Raw genomic sequence first — 18460 nt, 5'->3', positions numbered from 1 at the left:
CCGTTCGTCATCGCCGAAACCCAGGCGGATGTTGGCGTCGACCGTGTCGAAGCCCTGGTCCTGCAGCGAATAGGCACGGAGCTTGTTGACGAGGCCGATGCCGCGCCCTTCCTGGCGGAGATAGAGGAGGATGCCCCAGCCGGACGCGGCGATCGCCTCGAGGGCGCCCTCGAGCTGCGAACCGCAATCGCATTTAAGCGACCCCAGCACGTCCCCCGTCAGGCATTCGCTGTGGAGCCGCACAAGCGGCGGCTGCCCGTTCGGCTCCCCCATCACCATCGCCACATGCTCCGCCGCATCGCCCTCAGCGCGGAAGGCGACGACCTCGGCCTTTTCTGCGAATTTAGTGGGTAGCTTCGCGCGGGAGGCAATGCGCAGGCCCGCTGCCTGTGCGACTTCCATGATGGCGGAGGCGGACACCTCCGCGGCCCCGCCCGCCGCGCCGCCGATGAACAGCGCCGGGAGCAGGCCCGCCATGCGTGCGAGCCTCAGCGCCGCCTCCGCATGCTCGTGCGGCGAGAGCGGCACCGTGCGGAACGGCCCCTTCAGCGGGGTCTTCAGGTCGAGCGCGGGATCGGCCAATGCGGTTGCTCCCGCAAGGTCGACCCACGGAGCCCGCACGACCCGCACCGGCGCGGTCGGCACGGCATCGCGCTGGTTGGCGAGCTTCAACGTCGCCGCGCGGTTGCCGGAGATGAGGATATCGGCCGCAGCGGCGGCGTCGAATGCCGCAAGACCCGCCTCATCGGCCGTTTCGACGGCAAGATAGGCAGTGCCGTCGATCTCGACCGGCCAGCCGCGCCGCAGGGCGTCGACCGCGCGAGCGACGTCGCGCAAATCGTTCAAACTTCGAACTCGGTGAGGAGCGGAACGTGGTCGGAGGGCCGCTCCCAGCTCCGGCAGGGCTCGTGGACCACGTGGCGCACCGCAAGCGCAGCCACGTCGGGAGTGGCCCACATGTGATCGAGGCGGCGGCCGCGGTCGTTCCTGGTGAAATCGGGCGAGCGGTAGCTCCACCAGGTGTGGAGCCGTTGCGGAGCGGGGAAGAAATGCCGGCCGAGATCGACCCAATCCTTGCTCTGCTGGAGCTTCGTCAGCGCCTCGACCTCGATCGGCGTGTGGCTGACGACGTTGAGGAGCTGCTTGTGGCTCCACACGTCGCATTCGAGCGGCGCGACGTTGAAATCGCCGACCAGCAACGTCGGGACCGCGCATTCCTCCGACCAGCGCGTCATGCGTTCGATGAAGTCCAGCTTCTGCCCGAACTTCGGGTTCTGCGTCCGGTCGGGAATGTCGCCGCCCGCTGGCACATAGACGTTCTCGAGCCGGATCCCGCATTCGAGCCGGACGCCGCAGTGCCTGGCCTCGCCGTTGGCCTGGAAGTCGAGCCGGTCGTCCTCCCGCATCCTGAGCTTCGAGATGATGGCGACGCCATGATGCATGCGCTGGCCGCACAGGATGATGTGCCGGTAGCCGAGGCGGTGGAACATCGCCCGCGGGAAATCGCCGTCCACCACCTTCGTCTCCTGGAGGCAGAGGATGTCCGGCTGCTCGGCCTTCAGGAACTGCTCCACGATCGCAAGCCGGGCGCGCACGGAATTAATGTTCCAGGAGGCGATCTTCAGCGTCGAAGGCACGATCCGGATGTAGCGACGGCACCCGCTTCTGTCACGGGCAGGACCCACCCAAACGAATAAGGCCCCCGCTCCGGGGGCGTGGAGCGAGGGCCAACCAAGCGTTTGTTACGCGAGGTCAATTGCGAGGTCCTGCCGGGTAACAGGGGGAAAACCCGATCGGATGACTCGCAATTGCAGTCTTCCTTATAGTGAAGCCTTCCTGTCCGACCGATGAATGGCGTTAACTATTTCAGCCCTTCCGCTTCCGCGGATCATCGAAGGTGAAGGCGCTGTCTGCAACCGCCACGTTGAAGCGCTGGTTGGTAAGCTTCACGGTCGTCCGGTTCTTCTGGACGTCCACCATCGTCCAGCCGGTGAGCATCAGCCCCGCGGGCGCGCTCGGCACCTTTGCAAAGGCGATGCTCATGACGCCGAATTCCGGCCGCTTCGGATCACGGGCGGAGATCATGAGCACCTGATTGTCGTTTCGGGTGACCTTCGCGACGCGCGAGATGTCCTGGTTCGGATTGAGAAGCACGCCGAGCGGCGAGCTTCCGATCGCCCAGCTTTCGACGCGCTTCACCTGATAGTCGATCATGTTGAGCCGCTTGCCATCGGCCACGATCAGCAGCGGCACGCCGCGCTGATACTGGAAGCGCACCTTGCCGGGCCGCTTCATGGTGAGGGCGCCGGTCAGCGTCTGCCCCCCGCGGCCGGCCTGGCTGAAGTTCGCGGTCATAGTGTCAACGGCGCGCAGGTGCGACTGGACCTGCGCGATCGGCGAAGAGGCCTGCGCCTGCACCGACGCCGGCGCGATGAGGGCCGCGGCCGAAAGCGGCGCGACGAGAAGAGCGAGCGTTGCGAAACGCTTCATAGGAAAATCTCCGTACGTTCAGTTTGGGCGAGATATGGGGATCGCCCCTTGAATGCCCACTGAACCCGCCGGTTCCCTGGCGTTCAGCCTAGATTGCGTGCCCTTCGGCATCGACCAGCACTTCGCGGCGGCCGACATGGTCGGGGGCGGAGACCTTCCCTTCCTTCTCCATCCGTTCGATCAGGCGCGCCGCATTATTGTAGCCGATGCGGAGCTGGCGCTGGATGTAGCTCGTCGAAGCCTTGCCGCTCTCCGCCACCGTCTGCACCGCTTTGCGGTAGAGCTGACTGTCCGGGTCGTCCTCGCCGGTCGGCTGGCCTTCGAACATGTATCCGCCGTCCTCGGGCTCCTCCGTGACCGACTGGATATATTCCGGAGTCCCCTGCGAGCGCCAGAAATCGGCGACCGCACGTACCTCCTCGTCGGAAACGAACGGCCCGTGCACGCGCGCGATCTGCTTGCCGCCTGGCATGTAGAGCATGTCGCCCTTGCCGAGCAGCTGCTCCGCGCCTTGCTCGCCGAGGATGGTGCGGCTGTCGATCTTGGACGTGACCGAGAAGCTGATGCGCGTCGGCAGGTTCGCCTTGATGACGCCGGTGATGACGTCGACCGACGGGCGCTGCGTCGCCATGATGAGGTGGATCCCGGCCGCTCGCGCCTTCTGCGCCAGCCGCTGGATCAGGAACTCCACCTCCTTGCCCGCCGTCATCATGAGGTCGGCAAGCTCGTCCACCACCACCACGATCTGGGGCAGCGCCTCGTATTCGAGCTCCTCCATCTCGTATTTTGGCTGGCCGGTCTCCGGGTCGTAGCCGGTCTGCACCCGGCGGCCGAGCGACTGGCCCTTGGCCTTCGCCTCGCGAACCTTGGCGTTGAACGAGGAGAGCTGGCGGACGCCGACCGAGGCCATCATCCGATATCGCTCTTCCATCTGTTCGACGGTCCATTTGAGCGCGCGAATGGCCTTTGCCGGCTCGGTGACGACGGGGGAGAGGAGGTGCGGGATGTCGTCGTAGATGCTGAGCTCCAGCATCTTCGGATCAATCATGATCATCCGGCACTGCTCGGGCGTCAGCCGGTAGAGCAGGGACAGGATCATGCAATTGAGCCCCACCGACTTGCCCGAGCCGGTGGTGCCGGCGACGAGCAGATGCGGCATCGGCGCCAGGTCCGCGACGACCGGATCGCCGGCGATGTTCTTGCCGAGGATCAGCGGAAGCGAGGCGATCTGGTCCTCGAAGGCGTCGCTCGCGAGCAGCTCCGACAGCGACACCATCTCGCGCTTCGCGTTCGGAAGCTCGATCCCGATCACGCTGCGGCCGGGGATGGTCGCGACGCGCGCTGAGAGGGCGGACATGTTGCGGGCGATGTCGTCCGCAAGCTGGATCACGCGGCTCGCCTTGATGCCGCTGGCCGGCTCGAGTTCGTACATGGTCACGACTGGACCGGGCCGGACCTCGACGATCTCGCCCTTCACCGAAAAATCCTCGAGCACGGATTCTAGCAGGCGCGCGTTCCGCTCCAGGCTCGCCTTGTCGAGCGTGGTGTTCACGGCCGGCGGCGGCGGCGTGAGCAGGTCCAGCGTCGGCAGCCGGTACGTGTCGCCGAGCGCGAGCGAAGGCTGGCGCTCGCGCTGCGGGCGCTGCTTGGCCTTGTCCGGCTTCACCCGGTCCGCGATCACCGTGCGCGGCGGCTCCGGGGCGGTAATCACCGGCGTCCGCGCCGGGCGCTCGGCCGGCTCCTCGCGCGGCTCCCGCCTTTCGTCGGCAACCGGGCGCTTGTCCTCGATCAGGCGCGGCGCACGCTCCTTACGGGTGGTCAGCCATTTCCGCTCCTCGGAGCGAAGGCCGAGGCCGAGATACCAGAGGAAGAGACCGGTGAGGGCAGTGAGAGCGACTGCCACGAGGCGGAACGGCTCGGCTATATCCGGCTGGCCGATGGAGGCGATGCCGAAGTCTATGAGCTTGGCGAGCGACAGGCCGAGTGCACCGCCCCAGCTCGCCGGGAGGCCGTTGACCGCGGCGCCGGATAGCAAGGCGGCTGCGGTGCCGATGAAGACGAGGCCGATCGAGGTCAGGAGCAGCGCCCTGCCCCAGCGCCCCCCCTCGACGCCGCGGGCGAGCCGGAGGCCAAGGACGACGATCAGCGGCAGCAGCAAAGCGGCGGGAGCACCGTACAGGCTCAACAACAGGTCGGAAGCATAGGCGCCCGGCGTCCCCATCCAGTTCTCGACAGGTCCCGCGGCGGCGGTGTTGAGGGAGGGATCGGTCGGCCGATAGCTGGCGAGTGCGACCATCAGCAGCACGGCGGTGACGATCAACGCCGTCCCGCCCAGCAACGTGCCTGAGCGCTTGGCTCCTTTCCGGAGGCCCTGGCGCCACTGCGCTCCACGCTGCTCGCGGGACGAGCCCGCTATTGTCGACGCCATTACTCGTGCCCCAAATGTTCCCGTTTACCACAATGCCTCCTGCCGGAGTCCGCGGTCAAGCGCTTGGCGTTGCAGGCGTGCATCGCTAGATCGGGAAAATGGAGCGTGCTGACGTAATCATTCTCGGTGGCGGCCTTGTCGGCCTCACCCTTGCCATCGCGCTCGACAGGCACGGGCTCAGCAGCATCGTCGTCGATCCGGTCGATCCCGAAAAGACGCTGACGCCGCAATATGATGGCCGCGCGACTGCGGTTTCCAGCGCCTCGTGGCGGATGCTGGAGACGATCGGGGTCGACGATCGGCTGGAGGGGCACGGCTGTCCGATCAAGTCGATCCGCGTGAGCGACGGTCTGCAGCCGGGCGGCTTGCAATTCGATCCTCCAGAGGGCGACGATCCGCTCGGCATCATGTTCGAGAACCGGCTGCTCCGCGCCGCGCTCCGCGACACCACTAGGGATTGCGCCAACGTCAACCTCGTGATGCCGGCCAATCCCGCCGAGATCGTCCGGGACGGAGACGGGGTGCGGGTGGCGCTGGAGGACAGCCGCCTGCTCGCCGCCCCGCTGCTGATCGGCGCCGAAGGGCGCAACTCGCCGACGCGGGAAGCGGCGCACATCCCCGTCGCGCGCTGGAATTACGATCATGCAGCGATCGTCGCGACCGTCACGCACGAGCGGCACCACGAGAATGCGGCCTACGAAATCTTCTATCCGACCGGGCCCTTCGCGATTCTGCCGATGCTGCCCGGCACCCGCTCGGCGATCGTCTGGTCGATCCCGGCCGCCGACAGCACCGCAATGCTGGACCTGCCCGACCGCGCGATGGCCCACGAGGTCGAAAAGAGGATGGGCGGCTTCCTCGGCAAGATCGAGATGGCGGGGCCGCGCTCCTTCTACCGGCTCGGCTTCCACCACGCGGTGAAGCTTACCGACCGGCGGCTGGCGCTGGTCGGCGATGCGGGCCACGGCATCCACCCGATCGCCGGCCAAGGCCTCAATCTCGGCTTCCGCGACGCCGCGGCGCTGGCGCAGGTGCTGGTCGAAGGCGCGCGGCTCGGAATGGACCTCGGTGATGCGCAGCTCCTCGACCGCTATCAGCGCTGGCGGAGCCTCGACACCTTCATGGTTGCCGCGGCCACCGACGGCCTCACCCGCCTTTACGGCATCCCCGGCCGTACCGCCTCGGCCGTCCGCAGGTTCGGAATGGGGCTAGTGCAGCGCGCGGGGCCGGTGAAGGACCGGCTGATGGCCGAAGCGCGCGGCGAAAGCGGGAACATGCCGCTGCTGCTGCGCGGCCTCACAATCTAGTCCGCACGTCTGCTAGGTATTGGTGGATGGCCGAGACCACCACCGATCCCTCCCCCACCCCGGATGCGACCCGCTTGGTCGAGCCGGCGCGCACGTCGCCGACCGCGTAGATGCCCGGCTTCTCAGTGGCATAAGGGGAGGAAAGCGCCATCCCCGCCTCGTCGCGGCCCGTTACCACGAAGCCCCCGCGGTCGAGCCGGACGCAGCCGTTCAGCCAGTCGGTGTTCGGCACCGCGCCGATCATCACGAACAGGTTCGAGATCGGCACTGTCTCGATCTCGCCCGTCTTGTTGTTCCTCCAGGTGACGCGCTCAAGGAAGCGGTCGCCTTCGAGGCCGGTGGTCTCGGTATGCGCGTGGAGAGTGATCCTCGGCGAGGCGTTGATCCGCGCGATCAGATAGTCCGACATGGTGGCGGCTAGCCCCTCGCCGCGCACCAGGATGTGCACATGCCCCGCCTGCTGGGCGAGGAACACCGCCGCCTGACCGGCGGAATTGCCGCCGCCGATCACCGCCACCTGCTCGCCCGAGCAGAGGTTCCCCTCGATCCAGGTGGCGGCATAGTGGATGCCCGCGCCTTCGAACTTCTCGTAATTGGGAACGTCGAGCGTCCGATAGCGGGCGCCGGTGGCGATCACGATGGAATGGGTGGCGATCCGCTCGCCCCCTTCGAGCTCAAGGCAATAAGGCGCAAGCTCGCAGTCGATTGCGACCGCGCGGCGGGAGATTGCGAGTTGGGCGCCGAATTTCTGCGCCTGAACCTGGGCCCGGCCGGCCAGCGCCTGGCCCGAAATGCCGGTCGGGAAGCCGAGATAATTCTCGATCCGGGAGCTCGTCCCCGCCTGCCCGCCCGGCGCCATCGCCTCGATCACGATCGTATCGAGCCCCTCCGACGCGCCGTAGACGGCGGCGGCAAGGCCTGCCGGGCCGGCTCCGACAACCGCCAGATCATAGATCCGGTTCGGGTCCCGCTGCTCGGTGAGGCCGAGCGCATCGGCAAGCTCGGGATTGGACGGGTTCCGGAGCAGCGACTTGCCGGGAAGCACCACCACCGGCAGTTCTTCGTGCGCAATCCTGAGGCAGGTGATGAACCCGCCCGCATCGGGATCCTCATCGGTATCGAGCATCTGGTGCGGATAGCCGTTGCGGCTGAGGAAGCGCTGGATCCGGAGCGCGTCGGCGCTGTGGCTGGATCCGATCAGCACCACTCCGCCCTGGGCGTAGCGCATCAGCCCCACCCTCCGGAGGATGAAGGCGCGCATGATGATCTCGCCGATGTCGGGCTCGGTCTCCATCATTCGGAGGAAGCTGCCCCGCGGCACGCGGATGATCCGGCTGTCGCGGCCGGTGCGGCCGTCGACCAGGATCTTGCGGCTGTTGAACAGGTCGAGTTCGCCGGTGAATTGGCGGTCGGAATGGATATGGATCGTGGTTTCCGACTGGGTGGTGCCGGAATTGAGGATCTCGACCGAGCCTTCGACGACCACGAAGAAATCGACGCTCCGTTCGCCCCTTCGGAACAGATAGGTCCCGGCCGGCACCTCCTCCTCGGTGCCGAATGCGCGCAGGCGCTCGAGCTGCTCCTCGGTCAGGTGCGGGAAGGTCTGCGCCTCGCGATTATAAGGGTCGGTCGGATCGAACGACCGCGCCTCCTGATCATCGGCCGCCATTCCGCCCTCCCCTCAATGAAGTTTCCGCGCCTCTTCGACCAGCATGACGGGAACGCCGTTGCGGATCGGGTAGGCAAGCCCCGCCGCCTCCGAGACCAGCTCCTGCCGGTCCGGATCGTAGCGCAGCTTCGTCCGCGTCACCGGGCAGACAAGCTTCTGGAGCAACAGGTCGTCGATCATTGCAGAGTCTCCGGTCCGTCTGGGCCGCCCGGCACCATGCGCTGGAATTGCATGAACTGCACGAGAAGATCGGCGCGGCTGGCAAGGCTGTCCGCTTCGAGCAGCGCCTGCTTCGATCCGACGTCGAGCGGCGCGATCTGGGCAATGCCGTTCACCAGCATCTCGTCGTCGAGCCGGCCGACCGCTTCCCAATCCACCGCATAGCCGAGCGCGTCGGCGTAACGGCGTGCCTCCCGCTCAAGGTCCGCCCGCTGGATGCTGGCCAGCGGCTCAGGGTCTTCACCATCGTCGAACGCATCCTGGCGGGCATCGACTTGCCGGTAGGCCGTCGTCACCTCCGCCTCCGCAGCGATGTGGAGGCGGCCGATGCCTTCGAGAACGATGTTGAAACGGCCGTCCTCCAGCTCTTCGGAACCTACGATACGGCCGAGGCAGGCGACGTCGAACAATGCCGGCGGCTCGCGATGGTCTTTCGGCTGCACCATTGCGATCAGCCGGTCGCCGGCGAGTGCATCCCGCACCATTGCGCGATAACGCGGCTCGAAGATGTGGAGCGGGAGCTGCGCGCGCGGGAACAGGAGCGCGCCCGCGAGCGGAAAGATCGGCACCCTAAGGAGGCCGGTTTCCCCCTTCAGGTGAACAGGATCGCCGAGAGGCGGCGGCGCTGCTGCGAAGCCCAGGGATCCTCGAGCCCGACCACTTCGAGGAACTGCAGCAGCCGCTTCCGCGCCGCCGAATCGTTCCACTCGCGGTCGCGCCGGATGATCTCGAACAGCTGGTCCGCGGCGCCGTCGTGGTCGCCCGCCGCCATCAGCGCTCCGGCGAGCTCGTAGCGCGCCTCGTGATCGTCGGGATCGGCGGCGATGCGGCGGCTGAATTCGTCGGTCTCCGCGCTTGCGGGCACCGCCTCGGCGAGTGCCAGCGCCGCTTTGGCGCGGGCAACGGCGGGATCGGCGGCAAGCTTCTCCGGCACCGAGGCAAGCAGTGCCCGCGCCTCATCCGCCTCTCCCGCCGCCAGAAGCGACCGGGCGAGGCCGGAGACGACTTCGCCGTTCTCAGGCGCCATCTCCAGCAATTGCTGAAATATCGAGACCGCCCTCGGGACGTCGCCTCCTGCGAGCACTTCCTCGCCCATCGCGATCAGCGGCTCGATCTCCGCCTCCAGCTGCTGTTCCTCACCCTGGATCGGAAGCTGCTGGAGGATCTGGTCGAGGTAGCGCGTCAGCTGCCCCTCCGTCCGCGCCGGGGTGAGGTCCGCAACCAGCTGGCCTTGGAACAGCGCATAGACCGTCGGGATCGACTGCACCCGGAATTGCGCGGCGATCGCCTTGTTCTCATCGACGTTGATCTTGACGAGCTTCACGCCGCGCGCTGCATAATCGGCCGCGACCTTCTCGAGCACCGGGGTCAGCTGCTTGCAGGGGCCGCACCATTCGGCCCAGAAATCGATGATCACGAGCGACGTCATCGACGGTTCGACCACGTCCCGCCGGAATGTCTCCAGCGCCTCGCGCTCGGCGGCACTCATGCCCAGGGTCGCCACGTCTCTCGTCTCCAATCGCCTTGTTCCCGCGCCCTATGTGGGATGCGGTCCGAGTCTGCCAAGTGCGGCAATTCAGGGGCTTGCGGGCCCCCGGGGTGCATGCTAGCAGCCGCGGCCTTACCTCAGCCGGTCCAATTGCTTGGCCGGCTCAGAGCCGAGCGGGCGTAGCTCAGGGGTAGAGCACAACCTTGCCAAGGTTGGGGTCGAGGGTTCGAATCCCTTCGCCCGCTCCATTTTCTTGCACCACCGGAAGTCGCAACACCCTCTTCGAGGGTGCCTTAGGCGGGACGCAGGCGGCGCGCGGTGGCTGCATCGGCTGCAGCACCTGGCGCTGGCATCCTGGGCTCGAGGAGGGCGGCGGTTTCGATGCGGTCGAGCGCCCTTCTCGCCATCACATAGCGGCGCGCGTCGGCGACCCATTCGGCGCCCTGATCCCGGCCGGGCAGGCGCAACACCTCGGCGAGCGCGACGTCGACCTGCCCCGACGCGAGCGCGCGCTCGGCTCGGCGCAGGCGGTCTGCGGGAATGGTGGACGGCGTGCCGGCCCGCCGGATCGAGACCAGTTCACCCAGCTCCGCCCGAAATGCGGTCCACCAATTCTGCTCGGGGCCGACGCCGGTGAGCTCCGGCCCGATGTCGGCGAGCCCGTCCTGCAGCTGCTGCAGAGTGACCGGCTGGCGCGATGCGGTGATGATGGTCGCCACCGCCTGGCGCTGAGTCTCGCCGAAGCGCTGCCGGAGCAGGCCCTCGATATAGCCGAGCGGGACTCCGCGATCGAGCGCGCGGCGGGCGGCGAACGCCACCAGCAGCCCCTCGGCACGATCGGCATTGCCGGCGGCGGCACGGGATTGGCTGTCGAGCTCGGTGACCCGCTGCTCGAGCTGGTTCACCCGGCGCGTCGTCTCCGGATCGAGAACCAGACGCTGAGTTTCGGCTCCCGGTGCCGGCGCCGCCGCTACGGGGGCGGGAGCGGACGCCGGGGCGGGGGCCGCCGCCACGGCCGCGGGCTGCGGAGCAGGCGCGACCCCGATCAGCGCCGCCGCCTGTCCCCAACGCGTCAGGAGCCAGCCCATTGCCGCGATCCCGGCCAGGAAGGCGATGATTGGGAGCGCGAGCACGGACAGCCAGGATCGCCGCCTCGCCCCATGTGCCGCTCCGTAATCGACGCTCATTCCCGGTTCCCCGATCTCGACCTGGGGCGAGTCTGGCACAGCTTGGCGGCAAGCTCCAGCAATGCCTCGTCGCGGGGCGCAGGAGCGCTGTCGGCAAGCTCCCAGCCGCCGCCTGCTGCGGCGAGAGCGGCCGGGCTGATCGCTGCGATTGCGATCGTTCGCCGTTCCAGCCCCGCGGCATCGACGAGCGCCGCGAAGGTCTCGCCTGCCCGCGGTGAATGGATCAGCGCCAGCGCTCCCTCCCCGACGGCTTCGGCCGCTTCCGGCGGGAGAGAGGATGCCGCTTCGGCGGCGTAGACGGCACGCTGGACCAGCTCCAGCTGCGAATGCGCCATGATGAGGCGGTCGCGTCCGCACAGATGCAGCGCCCGAGTCACGCCATCCGCCGCGGCAAGCTCCAGAAGCGCGGCGCCGTCGCTGGGGCCGGTCTTCACCTGGGTGAACCCCGCCTCCCTGGCCGCAGCCGCTGTGGCCTCGCCGACGGTGTAGCACGGCAGATCGATGAAGCTTTCGATCGCCGGGCCCGCATTGCGTGCCGCGTTTCCGCTGGTGATCAGAGTCGCCTCCACCTCCGCCGGATCGGGCGGCTCCCAATCCAGCGGCAGCACCGCGAACAGCGGCGCAATGCGTGCGTCCAGGCCCATCTCCCGCGCCCGTGCCGCCGTGGCGTCGGCGCCGGGCTGCGGCCGGAGGATCAGGAGATCGGGCACCAGCCCCCGAACAGCACGCGCACCGCCTGCGGCGCCCGGTCCAGCATCTGCCGGGCAAGGTCGCGCGGCGCGTTGAGATCGGCGGCCGGGAAGCGGGTATCGATCCGCTCCGCCTCGCTGCCGTCGTTGGTGAGGATCTCGGCGCGGAGCCGGAGGAAATCGCCATCGCATTCCGCCAGCGCCGCCACAGGCGAGCGGCAGCTGCCGCCGAGCCCCTCCAGCAGGCCGCGCTCTGCAAGCACGCAAACATGCGTCGGCCGATGATCGATGGCTGCGACGAGCGCCTTCGTCTTCTTGTCGTCGGCTCTGGCCTCGATCCCGATCGCTCCCTGCGCGGGGGCGGGAAGCAGGTCGTCGAGGGGGGCCCCGATCTCCGGATGCCCGAGCCGGTCGAGCCCGGCGGCCGCGAGCAGGGTCGCATCGGCCTCGCCTTGCTCGAGCTTTCGGATACGAGTGGCGACGTTGCCGCGGATCGGGACGATTTCGAGATCAGGCCGACGGGCCAGCAGCTGCGCCGCCCTCCGGGGAGAGGAGGTGCCCACCCGCGCATTCAACGGCAGGGCCTCAATGCTGTCGGCTCCGAGCAGGCGGTCGCGCACGTCGGCGCGTGGAAGCATGGCCGCAATCGTCAGCTCGGCAGGCCGCAGCGTCTCCACATCCTTCATCGAGTGCACGGACAGGTCGGTCCGCCCTTCCAGCAGAGCGCGATCCAGCTCCTTGGTCCAGAGGCCCTTGCCGCCGACTTCGGCGAGCGGCCGGTCCTGCACCACATCGCCGGTGGTGGTCATCGGCACGATCTCGATCCGCTCCGGCCCCCAGTCCAGCGCCTCTCGGAGCGCCTCCGCCACCATGCGCGTCTGCATCAGCGCCAGCGGCGATGCTCTCGTGCCGATGCGGATGGGCTGCTTCATGGGGCGCTTGTGCTAGCGGCTAACCCGGTGGCAGGGAAGGCGGCATGAGCCTGATCCTCGGCATCGAGTCGAGCTGCGACGAGACCGCCGCTGCTCTTGTCACCTCCGAGCGGCGGATCCTGGCGCACAAGCTTGCCGGGCAAGAGGCTGCGCACCGGCCGTTCGGAGGGGTGGTGCCGGAGATCGCGGCCCGTGCCCATGTCGAGATCCTGCCGGCGCTGGTCGAGGATGTGCTGAGCGAGGCCGGAATCGACGTGGACGAGGTCGACGCGATCGCCGCCACCGCCGGCCCGGGTCTGATCGGCGGCGTGATGGTGGGGCTGGTCACCGCCAAGGGCCTCGCGCTCGCGACCGGCAAGCCGCTGATCGCCGTCAACCATCTCGAGGGCCACGCTTTGTCGCCGATGCTCGCCCAGCCGAGCCTCGCTTTCCCCTATCTGCTGCTGCTGGTTTCGGGTGGCCACTGCCAGCTGCTGTTCGTCGAAGGGGTGGGGCGCTATCGCCGCCTCGCCACCACGATCGACGATGCGGCGGGCGAAGCGTTCGACAAGAGCGCGAAGCTGCTCGGCCTCGGCTTTCCGGGCGGCCCCGCCGTCGAGGCTGCCGCCAAGTCCGGCAATCCGAGCGTCGTCCCGCTCCCGCGCCCGCTCGTCGGATCGGCTGAGCCGCATTTCTCGTTCGCCGGGCTGAAGAGCGCCGTCCTCCGCGCCCGCGATTCCGGCCGCTACAGCGTCGAGGACGTTGCTGCCTCCTTCCAGCAGGCGGCGATCGACTGCCTGATCGACCGCACCGCCCGTGCGCTTCGGAATGCCGACGGCGCCACCGCTTTGGTCGTGGCCGGGGGCGTCGCCGCCAACCAGAGCGTCCGCGCCGCCCTCACCGATCTCGCGGCAGAACGCGGCCTCCCCTTCGTCGCGCCGCCGCAATGGCTGTGCACCGACAATGCTGCGATGATCGCCTGGGCCGGGGCCTTGCGGTTCGAGGAGGGGCTGGTGGACGCGCTCGACGCTCCGGCACGGGCGCGCTGGCCGCTCGATCCTTCCGCCGAAAAGGCGCGCGGCGCGGGGGTGAAGGCGTGACGATCGAGCTTGTGGGAGTGATCGGCGGCGGCGCCTGGGGGACGGCGCTGGCGCAGGTCGCTGCTTCGGGCGGCAGGGAGACCCTGCTCTGGGCGCGCGAACCGGAGGTGGTGGAGGGCGTCAATCGCCGCCACGAGAACGGCCTCTTCCTCGCAGGCATCCCGCTCCACCATGCGGTCCGCGCCACCGAGGATCTCGGGGAGCTTCGCGAATGCGATGCGATCCTCGTCGTCACCCCGGCCCAGCACACCCGCGCGGTGCTCTCGGGCACCGGCCTTCGCGGCAAGCCGCTGATCCTGTGCGCCAAGGGCATGGAGGAAGCGACCACCAAGCTGATGCACGACGTCGCCCGCGAAGAGCAGCCGGAATCGCCGATCGCCGTGCTTTCGGGGCCGACCTTCGCGCACGAGGTGGCGGCGGGCCTTCCGGCGGCGGTGACGCTTGCTGTGGAGGATCGGGAGGTGGGAGAGTCGATCCGAAACCGCCTCGCGCGCCCCTTCTTCCGCCCCTATCTCTCCGACGACGTGATCGGCGCCGAGATCGGCGGCGCGGTTAAGAACGTGCTGGCAATCGCCTGCGGCGTGGTCGAGGGGAGGGGGCTCGGCCAGAATGCCCGCGCCGCGCTCATCTCGCGCGGCTTTGCGGAGATGACCCGCTTCGGCCTCGCCCGCGGCGCCCGGGCGGAGACGCTGGCGGGGCTTTCCGGCCTTGGCGACCTCGTCCTCACCTGCTCGTCCACAAGCTCGCGCAATTTCAGCCTCGGCAAGGGGCTCGGCGAAGGCTGGGCCGCCGCGGAGCTGCTCGCTGATCGCCGCACCGTCGCGGAAGGCGCCTACACCGCCCCCGTCCTCAACCGCGCGGCGCACGAAGCAGGCGTCGACATGCCGATCGTCGCGGCCGTCTGCGCCCTCCTCAGCGGCGAAGCCTCGGTCGACGAGATCCTCGAACGGCTGCTGTCGAGGCCGCTTAGGTCCGAGGGCGTCTGATCAGAAATCCCAGGCGATGCCCCTGTTCTCCCAGTCGCCGTAGCGGGTCGGCTCCTCGCCTTTCGGTCCGCCATGTTCCTCCGTGTCGAGCGGCGGCGCCGGCTCCGGGAGCGGCGGGCTCTTGGACAGGTGCTTGGGCGGTTTCACATGCGGTGGGCGCTGTCCGGCCATTGCGGCTTTCCGTTGAAGAAAGAGTGATGGGCATCATATCTCGGAAATGGGAGACGCCTGCGCAAGATGAGTGACCTGAAGTGAGCGCACCCGCCGATCCCGTCGGCACGGCTTCGCGCCGCGCCGCCTTGCGCCTGCTCGACGCGGTGCTCCGCAAGGGGCTGCCGCTGGAGGCGGCCCTCGATGTCGCGGCGCGCGATCTCGAGCGGCCGGACGACCGCGCCTTCGCTCACGCCATTGCCGCCGAAGCGCTGCGCCGCCTCACCGATCTCGACGCACTGATCGACAGCGCCACCAGGAAAACGCTCCCGGACGATGCCAAAGCGCGGTTCGCGCTCCGGATCGCGCTTGTCCAGGCGCTGGCGATGGACACGCCGCCGCATGCCGCAATCTCGACCGTGCTACCGCTCGTGGACGGCGGCCCCCGCAAGCTCGTCCACGGCGTGTTCGGAACGCTGATGCGCAACGGTTCATCCCTGCCGGAAACCCCCTCCTTGCCCCCGCAGGTCGAGGAACGGTGGGAGAGAGCCTGGGGCAGCGCCGCCGCCCGCGCGGCAGCCGCCGCAATGGCCGTGCCGCCGCCGATCGACCTCATCTCCGCCACCGGAGCGCCTCCGGAAGGGCTGGAGGGCCTCAGCCTGATGCCCGGCCACCTCAGGCTCGCGCGCGGCACCGCCGTCGCCGGCCTCACCGGCTATGGCGAAGGCGGCTGGTGGGTTCAGGACATCTCCGCCTCGATCCCCGCGCGGCTGCTGGGAGCGGGGGAGGGGCGCCGGGTGCTCGATCTCTGCGCCGCGCCCGGCGGCAAGACCATGCAGCTCGCCGCCGCAGGTTTCGAGGTCACCGCGATCGACGCATCGGAAAGTCGTCTGGCACGACTTCGGGAGAATTTGGAGCGCACCCGCCTCAGCGCCGACATCCGCACGGCCGACGTGATGAAATGGAGCCCGCCCGAGCAAGTGGACGCGATCCTGCTCGATGCGCCCTGCTCGGCCACCGGCATCTACCGCCGCCACCCGGACGTGCTCCACCGCGTCCGCCCCCGCGCTATCGCCGAGCTTGCCGAAGGGCAGAAAGCGATGCTCGCCCGCGCCGCACGCTGGCTGAAGCCCGGCGGGACTATGGTTTATTCCGTCTGCTCGCTGGAGCCGGAGGAGGGGGAGAAGGTGCTCGAAGCCTTCCTCGCCGCACGCCGCGAGTTCCGTGTCGCCGATATTCAACCGGGCGAGTTGCCTGCCGGGATGCGCCCGAACAACGGCATCCTCCGCATCCTTCCCGGCACCTATGCCGAGGAAGGTGGAGCGGACGGCTTCTTTATCGCCCGCTTGACACGAATAACCGGGGGATAAGTCGGGCGCTTCCTTGCCCCGCGACTCGCGCGGGGTTAGTGATTCGCTGTGCAGCAGCCCGTCCGCATCGCGCCTTCCATCCTATCGGCCGATTTCGCTCGGCTGGGCGAGGAAGTGCGTGCCATCGACGGGGCCGGGGCGGACTGGATCCACGTTGACGTGATGGACGGCCATTTCGTCCCGAACCTCACGATCGGACCCGCGGTCGTGAAGGCGCTTCGCCCGCACACGTCCAAGCCCTTCGACGTGCATCTGATGATCTCGCCCGTCGATCCCTTCATCCCGGCCTTCGCCGAGGCGGGGGCGGACATCATCACCGTCCACCCGGAGGCCGGGCCGCACCTGCACCGGACGCTCCAGCTCATCAAGTCGCTCGGCAAGAAGGCCGGCGTTTCGCTCAATCCCGCGACCCCCGCAAAGATGCTCGATTACGTGCTGGAAGAGGTGGACCTGGTCCTCGTCATGAGCGTCAACCCCGGCTTCGGCGGCCAGAGCTTCATCGACAGCCAGCTTCGTAAGATCGAGGCGATCCGGAAGCAGATCGACAAACTCGGCAAGCCGGTCGACCTCGAGGTGGACGGCGGCATCAATGCGGAGACGTCGAAGCGCGCCATCGCCGCGGGCGCCGACGTTCTCGTCGCCGGCACCGCCACCTTCCGCGGCGGGCCCGAGCGTTATGCCGACAATATCAGGGGGCTGCGCGGGCAATGAGCCTTCTAGAACGCATCGAAACCCAAACGGGCGAGGACGAGATCGAACCCGGCAAGCGCCTCATCCGGGTCGGCGACGATCGCGGCGGCTCCCTTGCCGAGCGGCTCAGCCAGGCGCTTCACCGCCTTGCGTGGAAGACGCCGTTCCACAGCATCCGCCTCCGGGGCCGCTTCCCGCTGAAGCTTCTCGCGGTTCCGAAAGACCCGGTCGCAGGCGACAAGGCGGTGGGCGAGGCTTTGCTCCGGGGCTCATTCCTCCACGACGGCAAGTCCTATCCGGTCAAGGAGCTGGATTTCGCCACGCTCGACGTGCCGCCGGCCTTCTTCGACTATCTTCAGAGCTTTGCCTGGCTTCGGGACCTCGGCGCCGCCGCCACCCGCGACCGGGGCGCAAAGCTCGCCGAGAAGGTCATGCGCCAGTGGCTTGGCGTTCATGCCGCGCAAGTCGGCGATCCGAGCTGGCGCCCGGACCTCTGGGGCAGGCGCATCCTCTTCTGGGCGGCCTATGCGCCCTACATCCTCTCGTCCAGCGACGCCGTCTACCGCTCGACCGTCCTCCACACGCTCGCCCGCGGCGCGCGGCATGTGGAACGGAGCGCCGACAAGGTGGCGGCGGGGCTGCCGCGGGTCACGGCGTGGGCGGGCGTCATCACCGCCGCTTTGGTGGTGCAGGGCGGGCCGGCGCGGCTCAGCAACGGCGAGGCGGGGCTCGCCCGCGCGCTGAATGCGGCGCTGCACGGCGACGGCGGCCTCGTCAGCCGCTCGCCCGTGGAGCAGCTTGCCCTGGTGGAGCTGCTCGGCCAGCTGCGCGCCGCTTATTATGCCGGGCGCCGGGAGATGCCGGAACTGCTTCAGGAGGTGCTGTCCGGCTCCGTCGCGGCTTTGCTTTCGGTGACGCTCGGGGACGATGCTTTGTCCAGCTGGCAGGGCGGCAACATGCTTTCCAAGCGCCGCATCGCTGCTGCAATCGAAGGATCGGGCGTGCGCAGCCGGCCGCTCCGCCAGGCGCGCGGCTGGGGCTATCAGCGGCTGGCGGGGAAGGGGAGCGTCGCCGTTCTCGACGGCGCGCCGCCGCCGCCGAGCCGGATCCTGTCCGGCGCCTGCGCGTCCACTCTCGCATTCGAATTCTCCGACGGCGCGGACCGGCTGATCGTCAATTGCGGCGGCGTCGGTCCCGCCGTCGGAGCGCTCGCGCCCGAGCTGGTCCGCGCGCTTCGGACCACCGCCGCCCATTCCGCGCTGACGCTCGGCGACAGGAACTCCACGGCGATCCACGAAGATGGGACGCTCGGCAAAGGCGTGACGCAAGTCGAGCTTTCCCGCGACGATACCGCCAATCTGACGCAGGTCGAGGCAAGCCATGACGGCTATGTCCGCCGCTTCGGGCTCATCCATCAACGCCAGCTCTCGCTCAGCGCGGACGGCCGAGAGCTCACCGGCGAGGACAGGCTGATCCCGGCAGGCAAGAAGCGGAAGGGAGAGCCGATCGGCTTCACCGCCCGCTTCCACCTCGCCCCCGGGGTCGAGGTCACAAGCACCGCCGACGGCAAGGGCGCCTTGCTCCGCATCCGCGGCGGCTCCGTCTGGCAGTTCCGCTGCCGCGGCGGCATGCTCGCGGCCGAGGACAGCCTTTGGCTCGACGGCGAGGCCAAGCCGCACCCGACGCTCCAGCTCGTCGTCACCGGCGAGACTCCGCCCGACGGCACCGCGATCGCCTGGTCGCTACGCCGCGCCGGCTGAACCACTGCCGAGGAT

The 18460-nt window shown here is 68.7% G+C and carries 18 protein-coding genes and 1 tRNA gene; 7 read left to right on the top strand and 12 right to left on the bottom strand.

What is annotated here, in order from left to right; translation table 11 throughout:
- The 4 genes from ribA to VF662_RS03800 all read right to left on the bottom strand — a co-directional run.
- Positions 1-846: GTP cyclohydrolase II RibA (ribA, locus tag VF662_RS03815; protein WP_464137863.1), on the bottom strand; the 846-nt coding region annotated here is incomplete at its 3' end.
- Complete coding sequence (locus tag VF662_RS03810) at positions 843-1637, bottom strand: exodeoxyribonuclease III (protein ID WP_464137861.1); 795 nt, start codon at positions 1635-1637, stop codon at positions 843-845. The genes ribA and VF662_RS03810, both read right to left, overlap by 4 nt.
- A gap of 229 nt (positions 1638-1866) precedes the next feature.
- Complete coding sequence (locus VF662_RS03805) at positions 1867-2490, bottom strand: LolA family protein (RefSeq protein ID WP_464137859.1); 624 nt, start codon at positions 2488-2490, stop codon at positions 1867-1869.
- An 88-nt stretch (positions 2491-2578) separates the two neighbouring features.
- Complete coding sequence (locus tag VF662_RS03800; RefSeq protein ID WP_464137855.1) at positions 2579-4918, bottom strand: DNA translocase FtsK; 2340 nt, start codon at positions 4916-4918, stop codon at positions 2579-2581.
- Positions 4919-5016: 98 nt separating this feature from the next.
- Between VF662_RS03800 and VF662_RS03795 the strand changes: the two genes are divergently transcribed.
- Positions 5017-6225, top strand: coding sequence for a UbiH/UbiF/VisC/COQ6 family ubiquinone biosynthesis hydroxylase (locus VF662_RS03795; protein WP_464137852.1), 1209 nt, complete (start codon positions 5017-5019; stop codon positions 6223-6225).
- Here the strand turns inward: VF662_RS03795 and VF662_RS03790 are convergent.
- From VF662_RS03790 to VF662_RS03775, 4 genes are read right to left on the bottom strand one after another with little or no spacing between them, the layout of a single operon-like run.
- Positions 6215-7894, bottom strand: coding sequence for an FAD-dependent oxidoreductase (locus tag VF662_RS03790; RefSeq protein ID WP_464137849.1), 1680 nt, complete (start codon positions 7892-7894; stop codon positions 6215-6217). The genes VF662_RS03795 and VF662_RS03790 overlap by 11 nt on opposite strands.
- A 12-nt stretch (positions 7895-7906) precedes the next feature.
- Positions 7907-8074 (bottom strand): Trm112 family protein, encoded by a 168-nt coding sequence (locus tag VF662_RS03785; RefSeq protein WP_464137847.1) that lies wholly within the window; start codon positions 8072-8074, stop codon positions 7907-7909.
- Complete coding sequence (locus tag VF662_RS03780) at positions 8071-8682, bottom strand: LON peptidase substrate-binding domain-containing protein (RefSeq protein WP_464137843.1); 612 nt, start codon at positions 8680-8682, stop codon at positions 8071-8073. The genes VF662_RS03785 and VF662_RS03780 overlap by 4 nt, the downstream gene beginning before the upstream one ends.
- A 23-nt stretch (positions 8683-8705) precedes the next feature.
- Positions 8706-9617: a tetratricopeptide repeat protein gene (locus VF662_RS03775; RefSeq protein ID WP_464137839.1), complete on the bottom strand. Its 912-nt coding sequence runs from the start codon at positions 9615-9617 to the stop codon at positions 8706-8708.
- Positions 9618-9775: 158 nt separating this feature from the next.
- Here VF662_RS03775 and VF662_RS03770 point away from each other — a divergent pair.
- Positions 9776-9850, top strand: a tRNA-Gly gene (locus tag VF662_RS03770).
- A 45-nt stretch (positions 9851-9895) separates the two neighbouring features.
- Here the strand turns inward: VF662_RS03770 and VF662_RS03765 are convergent.
- Genes VF662_RS03765 through hemC form a run of 3 tightly spaced genes read right to left on the bottom strand, consistent with a single transcriptional unit; the run spans position 9896 to position 12410 of the window.
- Positions 9896-10789: a hypothetical protein gene (locus VF662_RS03765; RefSeq protein WP_464137837.1), complete on the bottom strand. Its 894-nt coding sequence runs from the start codon at positions 10787-10789 to the stop codon at positions 9896-9898.
- Entirely contained in the window at positions 10786-11499 is a 714-nt protein-coding gene (locus VF662_RS03760; RefSeq protein ID WP_464137835.1) for a uroporphyrinogen-III synthase, read from the bottom strand. The genes VF662_RS03765 and VF662_RS03760 overlap by 4 nt, the downstream gene beginning before the upstream one ends.
- Positions 11484-12410: a hydroxymethylbilane synthase gene (gene hemC / locus VF662_RS03755; protein ID WP_464137832.1), complete on the bottom strand. Its 927-nt coding sequence runs from the start codon at positions 12408-12410 to the stop codon at positions 11484-11486. Before hemC ends, VF662_RS03760 begins: the two co-directional genes overlap by 16 nt.
- 44 nt (positions 12411-12454) lie before the next feature.
- Between hemC and tsaD the strand changes: the two genes are divergently transcribed.
- On the top strand, positions 12455-13489 hold the full coding sequence (gene tsaD, locus VF662_RS03750) for a tRNA (adenosine(37)-N6)-threonylcarbamoyltransferase complex transferase subunit TsaD (RefSeq protein ID WP_464137830.1): 1035 nt from the start codon (positions 12455-12457) through the stop codon (positions 13487-13489).
- Positions 13486-14475: an NAD(P)H-dependent glycerol-3-phosphate dehydrogenase gene (locus VF662_RS03745; protein WP_464137829.1), complete on the top strand. Its 990-nt coding sequence runs from the start codon at positions 13486-13488 to the stop codon at positions 14473-14475. The genes tsaD and VF662_RS03745 overlap by 4 nt, the downstream gene beginning before the upstream one ends.
- Here VF662_RS03745 and VF662_RS03740 read toward each other — a convergent pair whose 3' ends face one another.
- Positions 14476-14646, bottom strand: a complete 171-nt coding sequence (locus VF662_RS03740; protein WP_464137827.1) for a DUF1674 domain-containing protein — start codon at positions 14644-14646, stop codon at positions 14476-14478.
- 80 nt (positions 14647-14726) lie between these two features.
- Between VF662_RS03740 and VF662_RS03735 the strand changes: the two genes are divergently transcribed.
- Genes VF662_RS03735 through VF662_RS03725 form a run of 3 tightly spaced genes read left to right on the top strand, consistent with a single transcriptional unit; the run spans position 14727 to position 18445 of the window.
- Positions 14727-15995 carry an RsmB/NOP family class I SAM-dependent RNA methyltransferase gene (locus VF662_RS03735; RefSeq protein ID WP_464137825.1) on the top strand — a complete coding sequence of 423 codons (1269 nt, stop codon included), beginning with the start codon at positions 14727-14729 and terminating at the stop codon, positions 15993-15995.
- A 48-nt stretch (positions 15996-16043) separates the two neighbouring features.
- Positions 16044-16706 (top strand): ribulose-phosphate 3-epimerase, encoded by a 663-nt coding sequence (rpe, locus tag VF662_RS03730; RefSeq protein WP_464137824.1) that lies wholly within the window; start codon positions 16044-16046, stop codon positions 16704-16706.
- The gene (locus VF662_RS03725; RefSeq protein ID WP_464137822.1) at positions 16703-18445 is read left to right on the top strand and encodes a heparinase II/III family protein; all 1743 of its coding nucleotides are present in this window, start codon (positions 16703-16705) and stop codon (positions 18443-18445) included. The genes rpe and VF662_RS03725 overlap by 4 nt, the downstream gene beginning before the upstream one ends.
- Positions 18446-18460: the final 15 nt, after the last annotated feature.

This window comes from Allosphingosinicella sp. (genome assembly GCF_036387215.1).
Classification (GTDB): domain Bacteria; phylum Pseudomonadota; class Alphaproteobacteria; order Sphingomonadales; family Sphingomonadaceae; genus Allosphingosinicella.
This window is presented reverse-complemented; position numbering and strand designations above follow the sequence as displayed.